Raw genomic sequence first — 17,608 nt, 5'->3', positions numbered from 1 at the left:
CTACCGCTGGCTGGTGGACACCGCGAGGCCGGGGTCCGTGGCCACGGTCAGGGCCGACGGTTTCGCGCCGCCCGCGATGACGTGCGCGCCGAGGGTGGCGATCATGACGCCGTTGTCGGTGCACAGCCGCGGTTTCGGCACGCGCAGCCGCACACCCGCTGCCGCACAACGCTGTTCGGCCATCGAGCGGATGCGGGTGTTGGCGGTGGCGCCGCCGCCGAGTACCAGGGTGTCGATACCGAGGTCGGCGGTCGCGCGGATCGCCTTCATGGTGAGCACGTCGGCGACCGATTCCTGGAAGGAGGCCGCGATATCGGGGATCGGCAGTTCGGTGCCGTCGCGTCCGGCGGCCTCCACGTAGCGGGCGACCGCGGTCTTCAGCCCGGAGAAGGAGAAGTCGTAGCGCGGATCGCGCGGACCGGTCATCCCGCGCGGGAAGGCGATCGCGTGCGGATCACCTTGTGCCGCAGCGGCATCCAGCGCCGGGCCGCCGGGGTAGCCGAGTCCGAGCAGCCGGGCCACCTTGTCGAACGCCTCGCCGGCCGCGTCGTCGACGGTGCTGCCGAGCTCCACGATCGGCTCGGCCAGATCCGTGACCTGCAGCAGGTGGGTGTGCCCACCGGACACCAGCAGCGCGACGCACGGCGGCATCGGCCCGTGTTCGAGGGTGTCGACGGCGACGTGGCCGCCGAGATGGTTCAGCGCGTACAGCGGGATGTCCCACGCCGCCGCATAGGCTTTCGCGGCCGCGACCCCGACCAGCAGCGCACCGGCGAGGCCGGGACCGATGGTGACCGCCAGCGCGTCGGGCCGTTCGACCCCCGCGGCGGCCAGTGCCCGCCGCATCGCCGGGACGATCGCCTCCAGATGCGCGCGGGACGCGATCTCCGGGACCACGCCGCCGAAGCGCGCGTGCTGGTCGACGCTGGAGGCCACCTCGTCGGCGAGCAGTTCGCAGGTGCCGTCGGCGTGCCGGCGGACGATGCCGACGCCGGTCTCGTCGCAGGAGCTCTCGATTCCCAGGACGATCATGCGAGCACCTCGTTCGGCTGGTCCCCGCCGGTCGGTCCGGGACGGAGCATCGTGTAGGCGTCGGCGCCGCTGGGCAGGTAGTAGTTCTTGCGCAGGCCGACGACCCGGAAACCGTGCTTCTCGTAGAGCGAGATGGCCGGCGTGTTGTCGGTGCGCACCTCGAGGAACACCGGCCCGCCGCGCAGCCCGGCCTCGGCCAGCAGCGCGCGCAGCAGCCGGGTCCCGACGCCGCCGCGATGACAGGCCGGGTCGACCCCGATCGTGTGCACCTCGGCCTCCGGATGGTCGAGCGTCCCGAGCAGCGAGATACCCGCGTACCCGACCATCCGGCCGAAGCCGTCGCGGGCCACCACGTACCGGTTGTGCGAGCCGCTCAGCTCGGACCGGAACGCGGCCGCGGGCCACGGATCGTCCTCGGGGAACAGCGCCTGCTCGAGTTCCACGCAGCGGTCGATGTCGGCCGGGCGCATCGGTTCGATCCGCACGGTGGTGTCGTCCCTCGGACCGCTGGTCATCGGATCGCCTGATAGCTGCGCTCGACCGCGTCCGGGCGGCGCAGATACAGCGGCACCAGCGGCGACGGATCGGCGCGGTCCAGCAGTTGGGTCGCGGCGCAGCGGACCAGCCCGGACGGTGACGGGGTCTCCACCGGCAGGACCGGCAGATCGAAGAAGTCGACGTGCGAGGCGGAGCCGGCGATCGCGGTGGCCGGGCCGGGATCCAGATCGCCGGGGCGGCACACCTCCGGTCCCGCGACGCGCACGCCGCCGGACCGGTATCGCGCCCAGTACACCTCGCGGCGGCGGGCATCGGTGACCACGAGCAGTTCGGTCGCCTCGGGGGCGCTGTCGCCGGTGGTGGCGGGGCGCACATCGCGCCAGGCGTCGACGGCGATCGCGTCCAGGCTGCACACCCCGTACACCGGCAGGCCGAGCGCGTCACCGAAGGCGGCGGCGGTCGCCATGCCGACGCGCAGGCCGGTGAACGGTCCCGGGCCGATACCGACCACGACGGCGTCGAGATCGGCGCGCGCGACCCTGGCGGTCTCGAAGCAGTCCAGGATCTGCGGGGTCAGCACCTCGTTGTGGGCACGCGCGTCGACGGTGACCCGGGCGGCCAGGGTGCGGGCCTGCGGCGCCGGCTCCCGATCCGCGTGCGGGGCGTGCGTCAACTCCACCAGACCCGCCGTCACGGCAGGCGTCGCGGTGTCGACTGCGAGTACAAGCATGATGGCCCAACGATACCGGTACGTCATCCCCGTCCCACCGGCCGTACACCACCGTCAGGCCGCGCCGACCCACTCCCAGGTGGCGGTGCGGACGTCGGAATCCACGGCCCGGTGCAACCGCACCCGCAGATGCCGGTCGGTCAGATGTTCGGCGACCCCGAGACCCCATTCGATCACCACGACCGCGTCCTCCAGGTCGGTGTCCAGGTCGAGGGCGTCCAGCTCGTCCAGGTCGCCGCCGAGCCGGTAGGCGTCGACGTGCACCAGCGCGACCGCACCCGGATGCGTTCCGGCGCGATGCTGCCGGGCGATGATGAACGTCGGCGAGCTGACCCGCCCCTGGACCCCGAGCCCGGCGGCGATGCCCCGGGTCAGCGCGGTCTTCCCGGCCCCGAGCGGGCCGTCCAGGATCACCAGATCCCCGGCGGTCAGGTCGGCGGCCAGTTCCCGGCCGAGCTCCTCGGTGTCCGCGACCGTCGGCAGCGTGCGCTCGTCAGCCACGGACCGCCACACCCTTCCCCGCCGCGACCAGGCCCGCGCGCACCGCGAGCCGGTCCAGGCCTCCGTTCACCAGATCCGGGTACTGCAGGTGGACCATGTGCGCGGCATCGGTGACCCGCACCAGATCCGCGTTCGGCAGATCCCGCGCCAGCGCACGGGAGTTGCCGAACGGGATGACCAGATCGTGCGCCCCCGCGAGGACCAGTCCGGGCAGCGCCGCCAGCCGCGGCAGCGCCGCCGACTCGTCGTGCAACTCCACGGCCCGGGAGAAGGCCACCATGGTCTCGGTCGGCACCCGGTCGATCATCGAGGTGGTGAACCGCGACAGCGTCGGGCTGACCTCCCCGTGGAACGAGCTCACGTGCAGGAACGGCCGCAGCAACTGCCGGGTGGTGGTCCGGCCCATCTGGACCAGGGCCGGGGCGAGGTGGGCGGCCAGCCGCACCCCGTCCAGCGCCGGACTGCGCAGCAGCTGACCCATACCGGTCGCGGTCACCTCGGCCGCCGCGGTGGACAGCAGCGCCACCGCACGCACCCGGGCGACCACCGCGTCCGGCGCCTGCGCGACCGCGGCGAGCAGTGCCATACCGCCCATCGAATGTCCGATCAGCAGCAGCGGACCGTCCGGCACGACCTGCTCGATCACGGCGAGCAGATCCCGCCCGAGCTGCGGCACGGTACAACTGCCGGGGGTCGGGATACCGGAGCGGCCGTGCCCGCGCTGGTCGTAGAACACCAGGCGAACCTGTGCGCCCCAACGACTTTCGAGATCACGGCGCTGGAAGTGGAAGGACTCCATGCTGTTGCAGAAGCCGTGCACGAAAATCGCTGTGGCAGGGGCATTCTCCGGACCGCAGCTCCGGACCGCCAGCCGCACGCCGTCCTCGGCGACCACGGTGTCGGCGGGATCGCGGTCCAGCAGCAGGAAGTCCTCGTCGCGCAACTCGTCACGATTGGCGGGCCACCACACGCTGGCCCCCACCCGGCGCAGCGCGTGCGCCCCGGCCAGCGCACCCAGCACCGCCGCGGTCGCCGCGCCGCCGCGCAACGCCGTGGTCCACACACTCTGCGACGGCGGTGTCCCGGTCATCGCACACCCCCCGCCTCGTTCCGGCCGCCTCGATAGCGGCGTACCGCACGCCCGCGCGGTGCGCAGGCGATCTCGTAATTGATCGTGCCCAGCAGATCGGCCCACTGCTGTGCGCGCGGATCGCCGGGCTCGCCGCCGAACAGCACCGCGGCATCACCCTCGGCCACCCCGGCGGCATTGCCGCCCAGATCGACCACCAACTGATCCATACACACCCGCCCCACGGCGGGATAGGCCGCCCCGCCGATCCGCACCATGATCCGGCCACCCAGCGCACGCGGCACCCCGTCCGCATAACCCGCCGGAATCAGTGCGACCGTAGTGTCACCCGGCGCCACCCACTCATGACCGTACGAGACACCCTCACCCCGCGCGACCGGTTTGACCAGCGCCACCCGGGCCCGGAATGTCATGGCCGGCAGCAGCCCGAAATCGGACAGCTCCGGAATCGGCGACAGCCCGTACACCGCGATACCGGGCCGCACCATGTCGAAGGCCAGATCCGGTCGCGTCAGCGTGGCCGCCGAATTGGCCAGATGCGCCAGTTCGGGCTGCAGCCCGTATTCCTTCGCCAGCGCCAGCGCCTCGACGAACCGCTCACGCTGGGTGTCCAGCATCGGATGCCGAGGCTCGTCGGCATGCGCGAGATGCGAGAACACCGCCCGGAACCGAACCGTACCCGCCGCGACCAGTTCACCGAGCAACGCGAAGACCTCGGGCAGCTCCGCAGCAGGCACACCGTTGCGATTCAGCCCGGTATCGACCTTGACGGTCACGACCGCCGGCCGCCCGACCGCCCGAGCGGCCCGCGCCACCGCTTCGAGATGCGCCACCGAGGCGATACCGATCTCGACATCGGCGGCCACGGCCGCGCCATAGTCGCTGTCCGAGGTGTTCAACCAGCACAGAATCGGCGCAGTGATACCACCGTCGCGCAGCAACAGCGCCTCGGCCACCGTGGTGACCCCCAGCGCCGCAGCACCCGCCGCCAGCGCCGCCTCCGCCACCCGCAGCGCGCCGTGGTTGTACCCGTCGGCCTTCACGACCACCATCACCGCGGCATCACCGGCGTGCGCCCGCAACACCCGCACATTGTGCGCGATGGCGTCCAGGTCGACGACGATCTCCACCTGTGGATCCGGAGTGCTCACGACACCGATCCTGCCAGGGACCCGCCGCAACACGCCGGACACCTCGAAATGCGTCCGATAACGCGTCGCCCCGACCACACCCGAGACCGCCTCTCGACCGGCCCGCACACAACTCGTGCGCCCCGGCCCACCGCGCAGATTCCATCACCTTCCACCCGATCGAGATACCCGCCGAGCGACGTGATGGACAACAACCCACCAGATGCGCGAAAGGATTCAAGCGTCCGTCTGAGCACGGAGGGTGGCGATCGCGGGCCGAATGTGACGAAGCAGCGGAGTGGCCGAGATCGGAGCACTGCCGTCGTGCGCATGAGCAGCGAGATTGGCAGCCAGAGCGTGCACCCGAGCAGCGGCCGCCGCGGCCCAGGCCGGATCGCGGCCCGCCGCGAGCAGAGCGCCGAGCATCCCGGCGAGGACATCACCCGCACCGGCGGTCGCGGCCCACGAGCCCCCCGCCTCGTTGACCAGAACCGGCCGCCCCGGAGCGGCCACCAAAGTGGCGCGCCCCTTCAACAACACGGTCACCTGCCACTCCTCGGCGAGCCCACGAACGGCCGCAACCCGATCCGGCCCCGGTTCGCGCCCGGTCAGCCGCGCGAATTCACCGCCATGCGGAGTCAGCACGGTAGGTGCACGCCGCCCGGTGACCAATCGAGGTTCCGCAGCGAGCAAGGTAAGCCCATCGGCGTCGACAAGGACAGGCAACTCGGTAGCGAGGATCTCGGCAAGGCGATCCCGCGCGCCGACGTCGGTGCCCGCCCCCGGCCCGAAAACCCAAGCCTGCACCCGGCCGGATTTCGCGACAGTCTCGGCCGCAACAACCTCCGGTGCATGCTCGAGCACCTGCGCCGCACCGGTCCCGGCATAGCGAACCATCCCCGAAGTAGCCGCCACCGCGGCCCCCGTACACAACACCCCCGCCCCCGGATAGGCCGCACTACCGGCACAGATACCCACCACCCCCTGGCTGTACTTGTCGTCGGCGGGCCCGGGAACCGGCCAATCCGCGCCGATTCCGGCCGGATCCAGCGCCACCAGCGAAGCCTCCGGCAGCCGCAGCCCGATCGGCACCAGTTCGATCCGCCCACACCGCGACGCGGCAAGCGCATGCAAAGGCTTGCGAGCCCCGAAAGTAACGGTGACATCCGCCTGCACCGCCGGCCCCACCACCGCACCGGTATCCGGGTCGACCCCACTGGGCAGATCCACAGCGATGATCGGAACCTCCACCGCCGCAACAAGTTCCGCGGCCCGCGGCCGCAACGCCCCCCGCCCGGAGATCCCCACGATGCCATCGACCACCAGATCCGGCATCCCGAGATCGTCCCGAACCCGCCCACCGGTCCGCCGAAACGCCGCGAGCCCATTCACATGCACCCGCTCCGGCGACAACAACACGGCCGACACCGCCACCCCCCGCCGCCGCAGCATGGATCCCGCAAACAACGCATCCCCCCCGTTGTCCCCCGACCCGACCAACAACGTCACCGACCGCCCGACCACCCCCCCGGTCCGCCCCCGCAGTTCGGCAGCCACCACCTCGGCCAACCCATAAGCGGCCCGCCGCATAGGCACCCCGTCCGCGACCCGGGTGAACAGTTCCGCCTCAGCGGCCCGCACCTCATCGACGCTGAAATACCCACGTACCGATGTCATTCGCACTCCCTAGACGCTCACACGCCCGAACGGCAACCCCCGCAGACTACGCCCCACCCCACCCCAACCCGCCCACCGATTCGCAGGTCCCGAGCAAGCGATCAAGCCCCGAACGAGTGATTACAGATCCTGGCCTCGTGGTCGCCGGGGCATCGCACGCCCGGTGATCGCGGTCACCGACCCCCCAACCCATGCTCGGTCACCTACCCCAGTCACCAATTCCCGGCCCCGAGCCAGTCACCGACTCACAGGTCCCGAGCCGATCACCAATTCGCGAGCCCGAGTCGGTCACCGATCCCGGCCCCGAGCCGGTCACCGACTCGCAGGCCCTCAAGCCGATCACCGATCCCCCAGTCCCAAGCCAGTTACCGATTCGCAGGTCCCGAGCAGTCGCCAACTCGCGCGGCCCGCCCCGGTCACCGATCCGCAGGCTGAACGCGCCTTTCGTGCCCCCGCACACCCGGGCCGGTCACCAATACGCAGGCGTAACGCTCCTGTTCGCGGCCCGGCCCGATCCTGGACTGACGGAGGCGGGGGAGCGAAGCGGAGGAGCCGGAGGAGGGAAGGATCGGGCCCGGAGGGCCGCGAACCCGCCGGAGCGAAGCGGAGGCCAAAACACAGCCTGTCACCACCAAGCAGGCCCAACATTCAGCCCGCCACCTCACCTCGATCCCGGACCGACGGGCCCGCAAGCGACCCAGAGCAAAGCACAACCGAGCCAAAAGCCCACCCTCCCGAAGCAAACCCGCCCCCCAACACCCCTCCCACTACGCTCACCCCCATGAATCTCGCACCCCATCACCGACTGCCCGCCCCCGGCGGACCAGCCGCCGGCCTGCTAGCACTCGCGCTGGCCCTCAGCGGATGCGGTTCGAGCACAACAAGTTCCGCACCAACACCCCCACCCCCCGCCGCCACCTCGCCCCAGTCCACCCCATCCCCAACACCCAACACCCCCCACGCCACAACCGTCACCGTGGACGTGAAGGACATGAAGTTCACCCCCACCACCCTCACAGTCAAACCCGGCGACACCGTGACCTGGAAGTTCGCCGACCGAGTACCCCACGCAGTACAAGGCATAGGCGACGCCGCAATGGGCATCAACAGCCCGATCTTCACCAAGGGCGAATGGAGCTACACCTTCCCCATCGCAGGCACCTACCGCTACCTCTGCCCCCTACACCCGGACATGCGCGGCACAGTCACCGTCCAATAACCCGCCCAACGGCTCAACAGCCCCCGTCGAGTACCCTGGACCGGCTGTCGCCTGCACCCCCCGCACTCCAGGAGCCGTCCGTGAATTCCCCGTCTGCCGGTATCGAGGCCAGCGTCCGCGCCGGTACACCCGGAGGCGGACGACTGGCCGAAGAGGTCGCCCGCCGGCGCACGTTCGCGGTGATCTCCCACCCCGACGCCGGTAAATCCACCCTCACCGAGGCCCTGGCCCTACACGCGAAGGTCATCTCCGAAGCAGGCGCGATCCACGGCAAAGCCGGCCGCAAGTCGACAGTCTCCGACTGGATGGAGATGGAAAAGGCCCGAGGCATCTCGGTAAGCTCCACCGCACTCCAGTTCGAATACGGCGACTGCGTGATCAACCTGGTGGACACCCCCGGCCACTCCGACTTCTCCGAAGATACCTACCGAGTGCTGACCGCAGTCGACGCCGCAGTCATGCTGATCGACGCCGCCAAGGGCCTCGAACCCCAAACCCTGAAGCTGTTCCAGGTGGCCCGCGACCGAGGCATCCCCGTCATCACCGTGATCAACAAGTGGGACCGCCCCGGCCGCGCCCCGCTGGAACTCCTGGACGAGATCCTCGACCGAATCGGCCTCACCCCGACACCCCTGTTCCTCCCGGTAGGCATCGCAGGCGACTTCCGCGGCCTGCTACGCCGCGGCCCCGCCGAATCCGAAGGCGCCCCAGCCGAATACATCCACTTCACCCGCACCGCCGGCGGCGCGACCATCGCACCCGAGGAGCACCACACCCCCGAACAGGCCGCAGCCCAAGAGGGCGACGCCTGGACCACCGCAGCCGAGGAGAGCGAACTACTGTCGGCCGCCGGACAGGACCACGATCAGGAACTGTTCCTCGCCGGCCAGACCTCCCCGGTCATCTACGCCTCCGCGATGCTGAACTTCGGTGTGCGCCAACTGCTCGAGACCCTGATCGAACTGGCCCCGCCCCCCGGCCCTCGCGCGGATCTCGCAGGCACACCACGCATCCCCGCCGACCCGTTCAGCGCGGTCATCTTCAAGGTCCAGGCCGGCATGGACGCCGCGCACCGCGACCGCCTGGCGTTCATGCGCATCGTCTCCGGCGAGTTCGAACGCGGCATGGTCGTCACCCACGCACAGACCGGCCGCCCCTTCGCCACCAAATACGCGCTGACCGTCTTCGGCCGCGATCGCACCACGGTCGACACCGCCTACCCCGGCGATATCGTCGGTCTGGTGAACGCGACCGCGCTGGCGCCGGGGCACACGCTGTTCTCGGACAAGAAGGTCGAATTCCCCCCGATCCCCTCCTTCGCGCCGGAACATTTCGCGACCCTGCGCGCCCAGACCGCGGGCAAGTACAAGCAGTTCCGCAAGGCCATCGACCAACTGGACTCCGAGGGCGTGGTGCAGGTGCTGCGCAACGACACTCGCGGCGACGCCTCGCCGGTACTGGCCGCGGTCGGCCCCATGCAGTTCGAGGTGGTCACCGCGCGCATGCTGACCGAGTTCAACGTCGAGACGCACCTGGACTTCCTGCCGTATCAGCTGGCCCGCCGCACCGACGCCGCCTCCGCGCCGGAACTGGACCGGCAGCGCGGCGTCGAGGTCTTCACCCGCACCGACGGCGTGGTGCTCGCACTGTTCGGCGACCGGTGGCGGCTGCAGTACATCCAGAAGGAAATGCCGACCCTGACTCTGGAACCCCTGGTAGCGACCGCCGATTGACGGTCCGCGACAACGGATTCCGGAAGCCGACTCACCCCATCGTGCCCGTGGCGTCGTCGTCGGTGGTCATGCCGGGTTCGCGGGCCAGCAGCCCCCAGCGGCTCGAAGTCAGTCGGAGACTGGGCAGATCCGACAGCGACAGCACCACCTCGTAGGTGCGCTCGTAACCGGTGTGCGCGATCCGCCAGCGGCCGTCGTCGCAGAGGACGTAGCGGTCGGTGTAGAAGGCGGCGCCGTGCAACAGCATGTTGTGGCCCGGGATCAGGACCGTATCGGCGAGATACCAGGTGCCCGTGGCGGTATCGCCGTCGATATCGATCTCCGGATGATCGCAGCGATGCTCCGTCACCACATGTGGGCCGAGAGTGTTTCGCATGAACGCCATGAACGCGTCCCGCGACTCGAACTGGAGATATTCACTGTAGGTCGCGGTGACTTCGGGAATCATGGTGTCCGCGAACTCGTCCCACGACTTGGTGTCGAGGGACCGCAGATACCGGAACTTCAGCCGGCTGATCGCGGCGACGGCATCGGAGTCCATACCTCCACAATCCCATCGAAATCCGCGGATCAGCGCCGATCGGCGAATTTGTATCGAACTGCTATCGGCGCGGTAACCTCCGCGACCCGTCCCGTCGGCCTGGAATCGCCCTGCTAGGAACCGTTGATGGAGAAGCAGGTCTTGCAGAAGTCGTCGCCGAATTCGGTCAGTCGCAAACTTTTTCGCACGATCTTGGGCGCGCGGCCGGCCTGCTTCAGCGCCGCCTCGACCACCGGCTGCACCTCCAGCACCATGTAGCGGCTCAACAACACCGGATCCTGCGAGGTGACCAGCAACCCCAGCCGGTTCAGGTTGATCAGGTACAGCCGGGCGCGATCCGGGTAGCGCACCCCGGCCTGCTCCGGCACCGAGGTCAGATCGCCGGTCACCAGTTCCGAGCCGATCCCCAAGGGGCGGTTGGTCCGTACGTCGACGGCCGGCTGCGGACCGCTGAGCGCCATGAACCGCAGGATCCGCGCCTCGTCGGGGGCGATCTGGTCCAGGATGCGGTCGTAGGCGGGGTGGACATCCTCGGTGAAGTAGACATCCGCCGAGCGGGCCAGCAGCGCATCGCCGCGGCGGCGCAGATCGTCCAGCGAGGCGGAGCGGATGTATCCGTTGCCGACGGTCTGCTGACCACTGCCGCCGTTGCTCGCCGGGACGTAACTGACGATCTCCCGCACCGAACCCTCGGAGACCCCGAGCACGCTGCGCGCAATGGACTGCAGTGCGGCGCCGGTACGTTCGGCGAGGTCGGCGGACGAGTCGCCGTCGATGACGGCCTGGGTGAGCTGCTTGGTGGCCTCGACGGTGGTGCCCACGGTCCACTGCCCGCCGCGCACGGCGGTGCCGACCGCGAGCCCCGCGGCCCGGAACGCGCCGCGGATGAGCCGGGCCTCGTTGCTGATCTGCCGCTGCTCCACGTCCGAACTGCGTTCCACGGCACGGGAACCGGGGCGGACCATCTCCCGTCCGGTCCTGTCGTCTGTCACAGATCCTCTCCGAATATCACCAGATGAACGAATGTGTCTGCCCACATATGGCCTGGAATCACCGGCCATTCTTCCCCACCGGATGTGCCCGGCCGTGTTGCGCCGGTCCGGTGTGACCGAAGTCTCCCACTCCGCGTGCGCGGATCCGCCACTGTGCCCGCGCCACACGCTGGCAGCGCGGAAGTGGACCTATCGGCCCGGTTCACAGTAAGGTCCAGCTTCCCGGCGGGTACGTTGAGGTGCCGGTGGCGGCGGCGGGTTACCGGTTGGTCGGGCAGGAGGGTGTCGTGCTGGACAATGTTTTTCATATCCACCCGACCTGGTGGCTGGAGTTGATCACCATCCCGTTGTTCACCGGGATCATCGGCTACATCACCAACTGGACCGGTGTGCTGATGTTGTTCCGGCCGCTGCACTTCCACGGCGTCAAGTTGCTCGGTCTTCGATCGTTGTTCCCGTTTCTGCCCAAACGAATCCAGGTACTGCCGCTGTTGCAGTACGACGGCCGGATCGGCTGGCAGGGCATCGTACCGTCGCGCGCGGACAAGATGGCGTCGATCGCGGTCGACAAGGGCCTGTCGAAACTGGGCAGCGTCGCCGACTTCTACCGGGAACTCGAACCGGACGCGCTGGCCGAACATCTGACGGAAATCGCGCAGGAGCAGATCCGCGACATCGTCGAGGAGATCGCCCGCCGGGAACATCCGCAGCTCTGGTACAACCTGCCCTCGCCGGTGCGGGAGATGGTGCACGAGCGGGTCCGTCAGCAACTGCCCGACGTATTGCGCGAGCTCACCGTGGAACTCGGCAGCAATATCGAGCAGTTGCTCGATGTCAAGCAGATGGTGATCCGGTACTTCCAGTCCCGGCCGCAGATGGTGAACACGGTGTTCCAGGTGCTGGGTGCGAAGGAACTGCGGTTCATGCAGAACTTCGGCTTCTACTTCGGTGCGCCGATGGGTCTGCTGCTGGTGCTGGTGCTGCATCTGACCGGGTGGTCGGCGCTGGTGGTGCTGCCGATCGGCGGGGTGATCATCGGCTGGGTGGTCAACTGGTTCGGGCTCAATCTGATCTTCGCGCCGGCCTATCCGAAGTGGTGGTGCCCGTGGCGGCAGGGTCTGTTGATCAAGCGGCAGCCGGAGATCACCGAGGGGTACGCGGAACTGGTGGCTACGCAGATCGTCACCATTGCCAATGTGGGTACCGAACTGCTGGAGGGGCCGCGGTCGGATCGCACCATGCAGATTCTGGAGGATACGCTGCGGCCGGCCACCGATCGGGCGCTGGGCATCGCGCGCGGGCCGCTGCGGCTGATGCTCGGTAACCGGGAGTACGAGACTCTGCAGAACAGTTTCGCCGACCGGGCGAAGAATCTGGCGCCGGTGGCGTTTGCCGATCCGGCGTTCAACGCTCGGCAGAGTGTTCAGGTCAGTCAGTTCATCGCGCGGCAGATGGCGGCGTTGTCCCCGCCGGACTTCGTGGAGATGCTGCGGTCGGCGATCAAACAGGACGAGTGGCTCTTGTTCGTCCATGGCGGTGTGCTCGGGCTGATGGCCGGTTACGCTCATATCCTGATCTTCGGAACAGGAGTGGCGCCATGGCCGTGACCGAGGCGGATTCCGGGGAACCGGCCGAGGTGGCCGGGCCTGCTCGGACTCCCGCTCGACGCACCGAGAGTCGTTCTCCCGCAACCGGAAATCCGGTGCGGGCTGCTGCGGGCATCGTGCAGGTGGCGGTGTCGGCGGTGACCGAGGCGGCTGGGTGGGGTGTCGGGACCGCGTTGGGAGTTACCGGAACTGTGTTGCGCGGCAGTATCGCTGGGCAGCCGCCGCGTGAGGTGCTGTCGGAAGCCGGTGAGCAGCTGCGGGATTCGGTGCGGCGGGCGTTGGGGGTGTCTATTGCACCGCATCGTGCGGCATTGCCGGAGGCGCCGACGTTGCGGCAGCAGGGGGCTGAGCTGTTGCGGCTTTCGGCTCGGGTGGATACGGATCCGGACGAGGAGCATCCGGCGTATGCGCGGATGCTCACGGAACTCACGCCGGATGAGGCTCGGGTATTGCGGTTGTTGTACCTGGACGGGGCTCAGCCGTCGTTGGATATTCGTACGCGGCGGCCGCTGCGGGGCGGGATGTCGCGGGGGGAGTTCGGATTTACCCTGATCGGCGTTGATGCGGCGTTGTCGCAGCCTGAGCGGGTTGATCCTTATCTCACCAATCTCGGTCGGTTGGGGCTGATCACTGTGGCGCCGGATCCTTTGGATGATCCGACTCGGTACCAGTTGCTGGAGTCTCAGCCGGAGGTTCGGAAGGTGTTGCAGCAGAATGGTTTCGGGACCAAGGTGAGGTATCGGAGTGTCATCCTTACGACCTTCGGTAGGGATTTCGTGCGGCGGTGTCTGCCGGTACCGTAGTTTCGCGGTTGTGTTGGCGGGTTCGCGGGCGGTGCTGGTCGGTTTTTGTATCGCTCACCGGCGCTGGGGTGTAGGGGCGGGTTGGGCTGTGGCTGGGGACGCGGTGTTGGGCCTGCTTGGTGGTGACAGGCTGTGTTTTTGGCCTCCGCTTCGCTCCGGCGGGTTCGCGGCCCTCCGGGCCCGATCCTTCCCTCCTCCGGCTCCTCCGCTTCGCTCCCCCGCCTCCGTCAGTCCAGGATCGGGCCGGGCCGCGAACAGGAGTGTTACGCCTGCGTATTGGTGACCGGGACCGGGGTGTGCGGGGGCACAAACAGGCGTACTCAGCCTGCGGATCGGTGACCAGGTCGAGCCCGGCCGGGAACAGGAGTGCTACACCTGCGAATTGGTGACCGGGGCGGGGTTAGCCGGGCCACGACCAGGCGTGTTCAGCTGCGGATCAGTGACCGAGGCGGGCAGCGAACACCAGCGTTACGCCGCGGATCGGTGACTGGGGCCGGTGGGCCGGGACGTGTCAACCTACTTGTTCGGCCAGTTCCAGCCAGCGTTCTTCTGTGGATTCCTTTTCCGCTTGGACCTGTTTCAGTTCGGTGCCCAGGGTGATCAACTTGTCTGGGGCGGTTACTGCTTCTGCCAGGGCGGCGTGCAGTTTTCCTTCGCGTTCGGTCAACTTCTCCAGGGCGCGTTCCAGTTTGGTGAGTTCTTTGCGGGCGGCTCGGTAGGTGGCGGAGTCTGTGGTGGTGTTTGGCTCGGGGGTGGGGCGGCGGGTGGGCTCGGCCTGGGTGGCTCGTTTGCGCAGGTATTCCGCTATGCCGCCGGGGAGGTTGGTGAGGTTGCCGTCGCCGAACAGGGCCCAGGTGGAGTCGCAGATGCGCTCGATCAGGTAGCGGTCGTGGCTGATCACCACCAGGGTGCCGGGCCAGCCGTCGAGCAGATCCTCCAGTTGTTGCAGGGTGTCTATGTCCAGGTCGTTGGTGGGTTCGTCCAGTAGCAGGACGTTCGGCTCGGCCATCAGGATTCGGGTCAGTTGGAGGCGGCGGCGCTCGCCGCCGGACAGGTCGCCTACTGGGGTGCGCTGTTTGGCGGGGGTGAAGCCCAGGCGCTCGGCCAGTTGGCCGGCGCTGATCTCCCGGTCGCCCAGCATCATTCGCTCGGCGACGTCCGAGACCGCTTGCAGCACACGCATATCGGTGGGAAGATCGTCGAGTTCCTGGCGCAGCCAGCCGATTCGGACCGTTTGGCCCTGGATTCGTTTGCCCGCAGCCGGGTTTGCGTCACCGGCCAGTGCGCGTAGCAGGGTGGTCTTGCCGGAACCGTTCACGCCGACCAGGCCTACGCGTTCGCCGGGGGCCAGGCGCCAGGTGAGATCGCGGACCAACTCCCGGTGGTCGGGGGTTTCGAGGGTGACATCTTCCAGTTCGACCACTACGCGGCCCAGGCGTTTGCGGGCGAACGAGGCCAGGGACACGCTGTCGCGTGGCTCCGGGACGTCGGCGATCAGGGCCTCGGCGGCCTCGACGCGGTAGCGCGGTTTCGAGGTGCGGGCCTGCGGGCCGCGGCGCAGCCAGGCCAGTTCCTTGCGGGCCAGGTTGCGGCGGCGGGCCTCGGTGGCGTCGGCCTGGCGGGACCGTTCGGCGCGCGCGAAGATCCAGTCGTTGTAGCCGCCCTCGTAACTCTCGACCGCGCCGCCGACCACCTCCCAGGTGCGGGTGGCGACGGTGTCGAGGAACCAGCGATCGTGGGTGACCACCACCAGTGCGCTGCGGCGCGACAGCAGATGGGCGGCCAGCCATTGCACGCCTTCGACGTCCAGATGGTTCGTGGGCTCGTCCAGGACCAGCAGGTCCAGGTCTCGGACCAGGGCCGCGGCCAGCGCCACTCGGCGGCGCTCACCGCCGGAGAGGTTGGCGACCGGCGTGTCCATGCCCAGTCCGGCTATGCCGATTCCTTCCAGCACGCCGCGGATGCGGGGGTTCGCGGCCCACTCGTGCTCGGCGACGTCGGGGGTGAGCGCTTCGCCGGCGTGCCGATCCGCGGCCAGGCCCGCGAGGACCACCTCGCCGACCATGGCGCCCTCGGGCAGCACACCACGCTGGGTGACCACCGCCATCCGGAGGCCACCGCGGCGGCTCACCCGGCCGGAATCGGGTTGTTCGATCCCGGTCAGCACCTCGAGCAGGGTGGTCTTACCGCCACCGTTGAGGCCTACGACGCCGATTCGCTCCCCCTCCTGCACACCGAGCGAGACGTCGTCCAGCAGCGGCGTGATACCGAAGCTCTTGTGTACCTGTTCCAGATTGACCAGGTTCGCCATAACGCGCCGTCTGCCGCCTCTCTTGTGCTCGATACGCTCCGGTCCGCGCGCCGATCGGCCTGTCGCGGCCGGGCGCTCTCGCCGGGCGGGAACTACCCATGCTCTCACGAAACCGGTGGTGGCCCGGTCGCGCGGGGTGCCGCGCGGGGTTCAGCGGCGGTGCGCGTTGTCGATGACGCGGGCGCCGGGAACCGGGCCGTCGGCGGTGCGGACACTGCGGCACACGCCGGCGCCGGCCAGTTCGGCGGCGACGGATACCGCGGCCTCCTCGCTCTCGCAGAGGAAGGCGCAGGTCGGGCCGGATCCCGAGACCAGCCCGGCCAGGGCCCCAGCGGTGACACCGGCGCGGAGGGTGCGGCGCAGCTCGGGCTTCAGTGAGAGGGCCGCCGATTGCAGGTCGTTGCCGAGCAGCGGGGCCAGCTGCGCGGGATCCCCGGAGGCCAGCGCCTGTAACAACGCCTGTGGCTCCCCGAGTTCCGGCGGTTCGCCCTGCTCTCGTAATCGGTCCAGTTCCCCGAATACCACCGGAGTGGACAGGCCACCCTTGGCCAGCGCGAGTACCCAGTGGAAAGTGTTGCGCGACAACACCGGAAGCAGTTGCTCACCGCGGCCGCGGCCGAGCGCGGTGCCGCCGTACAGCGCGAACGGCACATCGCTGCCGAGTCGCGCGGCGACCTCGGCCAGTTCGTCGCGGGGCAGGCCCAGATCCCAGAGCTCGTTCAGGCCCACCAGCACGGCGGCGGCGTCGGCGCTGCCGCCGGCCATCCCGCCGGCGACCGGGATGCCCTTGCGGATGGTGATCTCCACCAGCGGCGCGCGACCGGCCAGGTGGGCCATGCGGACGGCCGCCTGCCAGGCCAGATTCCCGCGATCCGTCGGCACCTCGGCGGCGCCCTCCCCGGCCACCTTCACCGACAGCGCGGCGGCCGGTGCGACCGACACATCGTCGCTCAGCGACAATGCCTGGAAGACCGTGGTCAGGTCGTGATACCCGTCCGGGCGTAGTTCGCCCACGCCGAGGTGGAGATTCACCTTCGAGGGGGCTCGTACCACCACGGGACCGGGGACAACGGAAAGCACGAGCCATAAGGGTAGTTGGCGCGGCCGACACCCGCCGCCACACCTGCCCGCGCGCACGACGGGACCGCTTGCACGAGGGTACCCATGGGGGGTATTTTCGAGTTGTACCCGCATACCCCCGTACCGTATATCCGGAGGAGATCGACATGGCCACCAGCACCTACACCGTCACCGGCATGACCTGCGGCCACTGCGTGGCGTCGGTCCGCAGGGAGATCGCCGGTATTCCCGGCGTGACCGGCGTCGACGTCGACCTCGAGACCGGCCGGGTCCAGGTCGAATCCGCCGCCCCCATCGACAGTGCCGCCGTGCTGGCCGCCGTCGACGAGGCCGGATACCGGCTCGCGGACGCGTGAGCGGTCACGCGCCGGCACAACGTCCCCACGTGGGAATCTCGGTCTCGCACACCGAGCACGGTGTGCGACTCCACCGACCGGGGGCGGCCGCGGGCAGAATCGCCACATCGGCTCGCCCACAGCGAAGGAGGCGGTGATGAGTGATCGGGTGCGGCTCGCCGTTTTCGGCGGCGGGCTGATCATGGTCTTCGCCGCGGCGTTCGGCCTCGGCGGCTTCGTCGGCGATCCCGCCTCGCCCACTGCTGATACGCATTCCACCGCCCCGGCGAGCCCGGGACACGACCACGAAGGACATCGGCCGTGAGCGA

17 protein-coding genes are annotated in these 17,608 nt (G+C 69.1%); 6 read left to right on the top strand and 11 right to left on the bottom strand.

The features are described from left to right. From tsaD to G361_RS0140605, 7 genes are all read right to left on the bottom strand, one after another. Window positions 1–1,032, bottom strand: a complete 1,032-nt coding sequence (gene tsaD, locus G361_RS0140635; RefSeq protein WP_019932899.1) for a tRNA (adenosine(37)-N6)-threonylcarbamoyltransferase complex transferase subunit TsaD — start codon at window positions 1,030–1,032, stop codon at window positions 1–3. Next, window positions 1,029–1,547 (bottom strand): ribosomal protein S18-alanine N-acetyltransferase, encoded by a 519-nt coding sequence (gene rimI, locus G361_RS0140630; RefSeq protein ID WP_019932898.1) that lies wholly within the window; start codon window positions 1,545–1,547, stop codon window positions 1,029–1,031. The genes tsaD and rimI overlap by 4 nt, the downstream gene beginning before the upstream one ends. Continuing rightward, window positions 1,544–2,260: a tRNA (adenosine(37)-N6)-threonylcarbamoyltransferase complex dimerization subunit type 1 TsaB gene (gene tsaB, locus G361_RS0140625; protein WP_026344118.1), complete on the bottom strand. Its 717-nt coding sequence runs from the start codon at window positions 2,258–2,260 to the stop codon at window positions 1,544–1,546. The genes rimI and tsaB overlap by 4 nt, the downstream gene beginning before the upstream one ends. 54 nt (window positions 2,261–2,314) lie before the next feature. Next, complete coding sequence (gene tsaE / locus G361_RS0140620) at window positions 2,315–2,761, bottom strand: tRNA (adenosine(37)-N6)-threonylcarbamoyltransferase complex ATPase subunit type 1 TsaE (RefSeq protein WP_155982068.1); 447 nt, start codon at window positions 2,759–2,761, stop codon at window positions 2,315–2,317. Continuing rightward, window positions 2,754–3,851, bottom strand: a complete 1,098-nt coding sequence (locus tag G361_RS0140615; protein ID WP_019932895.1) for an alpha/beta fold hydrolase — start codon at window positions 3,849–3,851, stop codon at window positions 2,754–2,756. Before G361_RS0140615 ends, tsaE begins: the two co-directional genes overlap by 8 nt. Further along, entirely contained in the window at window positions 3,848–5,002 is a 1,155-nt protein-coding gene (gene alr, locus G361_RS0140610) for an alanine racemase (RefSeq protein ID WP_231387252.1), read from the bottom strand. Before alr ends, G361_RS0140615 begins: the two co-directional genes overlap by 4 nt. Window positions 5,003–5,218: 216 nt before the next feature. Continuing rightward, the gene (locus G361_RS0140605) at window positions 5,219–6,658 is read right to left on the bottom strand and encodes an NAD(P)H-hydrate dehydratase (protein ID WP_026344115.1); all 1,440 of its coding nucleotides are present in this window, start codon (window positions 6,656–6,658) and stop codon (window positions 5,219–5,221) included. Window positions 6,659–7,634: 976 nt separating this feature from the next. Between G361_RS0140605 and G361_RS52005 the strand changes: the two genes are divergently transcribed. Together G361_RS52005 and G361_RS0140595 are read left to right on the top strand one after the other, a co-directional pair. Beyond that, window positions 7,635–7,877, top strand: coding sequence for a plastocyanin/azurin family copper-binding protein (locus tag G361_RS52005; RefSeq protein ID WP_019932892.1), 243 nt, complete (start codon window positions 7,635–7,637; stop codon window positions 7,875–7,877). An 80-nt stretch (window positions 7,878–7,957) separates the two neighbouring features. Beyond that, window positions 7,958–9,610, top strand: a complete 1,653-nt coding sequence (locus G361_RS0140595) for a peptide chain release factor 3 (RefSeq protein ID WP_019932891.1) — start codon at window positions 7,958–7,960, stop codon at window positions 9,608–9,610. Between the two features lie 31 nt (window positions 9,611–9,641). Here G361_RS0140595 and G361_RS0140590 read toward each other — a convergent pair whose 3' ends face one another. After that, entirely contained in the window at window positions 9,642–10,151 is a 510-nt protein-coding gene (locus tag G361_RS0140590; protein ID WP_019932890.1) for a nuclear transport factor 2 family protein, read from the bottom strand. A gap of 113 nt (window positions 10,152–10,264) precedes the next feature. Then, window positions 10,265–11,143 carry an Abi-alpha family protein gene (locus G361_RS51360; RefSeq protein WP_231387251.1) on the bottom strand — a complete coding sequence of 293 codons (879 nt, stop codon included), beginning with the start codon at window positions 11,141–11,143 and terminating at the stop codon, window positions 10,265–10,267. Window positions 11,144–11,430: 287 nt separating this feature from the next. On the opposite strand from G361_RS51360, the gene G361_RS0140580 reads away from it, so the two are divergent. Together G361_RS0140580 and G361_RS0140575 are read left to right on the top strand one after the other, a co-directional pair. After that, complete coding sequence (locus tag G361_RS0140580) at window positions 11,431–12,750, top strand: hypothetical protein (RefSeq protein WP_052173042.1); 1,320 nt, start codon at window positions 11,431–11,433, stop codon at window positions 12,748–12,750. Next, entirely contained in the window at window positions 12,741–13,553 is an 813-nt protein-coding gene (locus G361_RS0140575) for an Abi-alpha family protein (protein WP_081635799.1), read from the top strand. Before G361_RS0140580 ends, G361_RS0140575 begins: the two co-directional genes overlap by 10 nt. A gap of 511 nt (window positions 13,554–14,064) precedes the next feature. Here the strand turns inward: G361_RS0140575 and G361_RS0140570 are convergent. Both G361_RS0140570 and G361_RS0140565 read right to left on the bottom strand, forming a co-directional pair. Continuing rightward, entirely contained in the window at window positions 14,065–15,864 is a 1,800-nt protein-coding gene (locus G361_RS0140570; protein WP_019932886.1) for an ABC-F family ATP-binding cassette domain-containing protein, read from the bottom strand. A gap of 150 nt (window positions 15,865–16,014) precedes the next feature. Further along, window positions 16,015–16,944: a 4-(cytidine 5'-diphospho)-2-C-methyl-D-erythritol kinase gene (locus G361_RS0140565; protein ID WP_026344111.1), complete on the bottom strand. Its 930-nt coding sequence runs from the start codon at window positions 16,942–16,944 to the stop codon at window positions 16,015–16,017. 146 nt (window positions 16,945–17,090) lie between these two features. Between G361_RS0140565 and G361_RS0140560 the strand changes: the two genes are divergently transcribed. Further along, window positions 17,091–17,300, top strand: a complete 210-nt coding sequence (locus tag G361_RS0140560) for a heavy-metal-associated domain-containing protein (protein ID WP_019932884.1) — start codon at window positions 17,091–17,093, stop codon at window positions 17,298–17,300. 136 nt (window positions 17,301–17,436) lie between these two features. Further along, entirely contained in the window at window positions 17,437–17,604 is a 168-nt protein-coding gene (locus tag G361_RS50620; protein ID WP_019932883.1) for a hypothetical protein, read from the top strand. Window positions 17,605–17,608 lie beyond the last annotated feature (4 nt).

It is taken from the genome of Nocardia sp. BMG111209, from assembly GCF_000381925.1.
Taxonomy (GTDB): Bacteria; Actinomycetota; Actinomycetes; order Mycobacteriales; family Mycobacteriaceae; genus Nocardia.
Note: the sequence above shows the minus strand (reverse complement) of the source record. Positions and strands in the feature narration are given on the sequence as shown.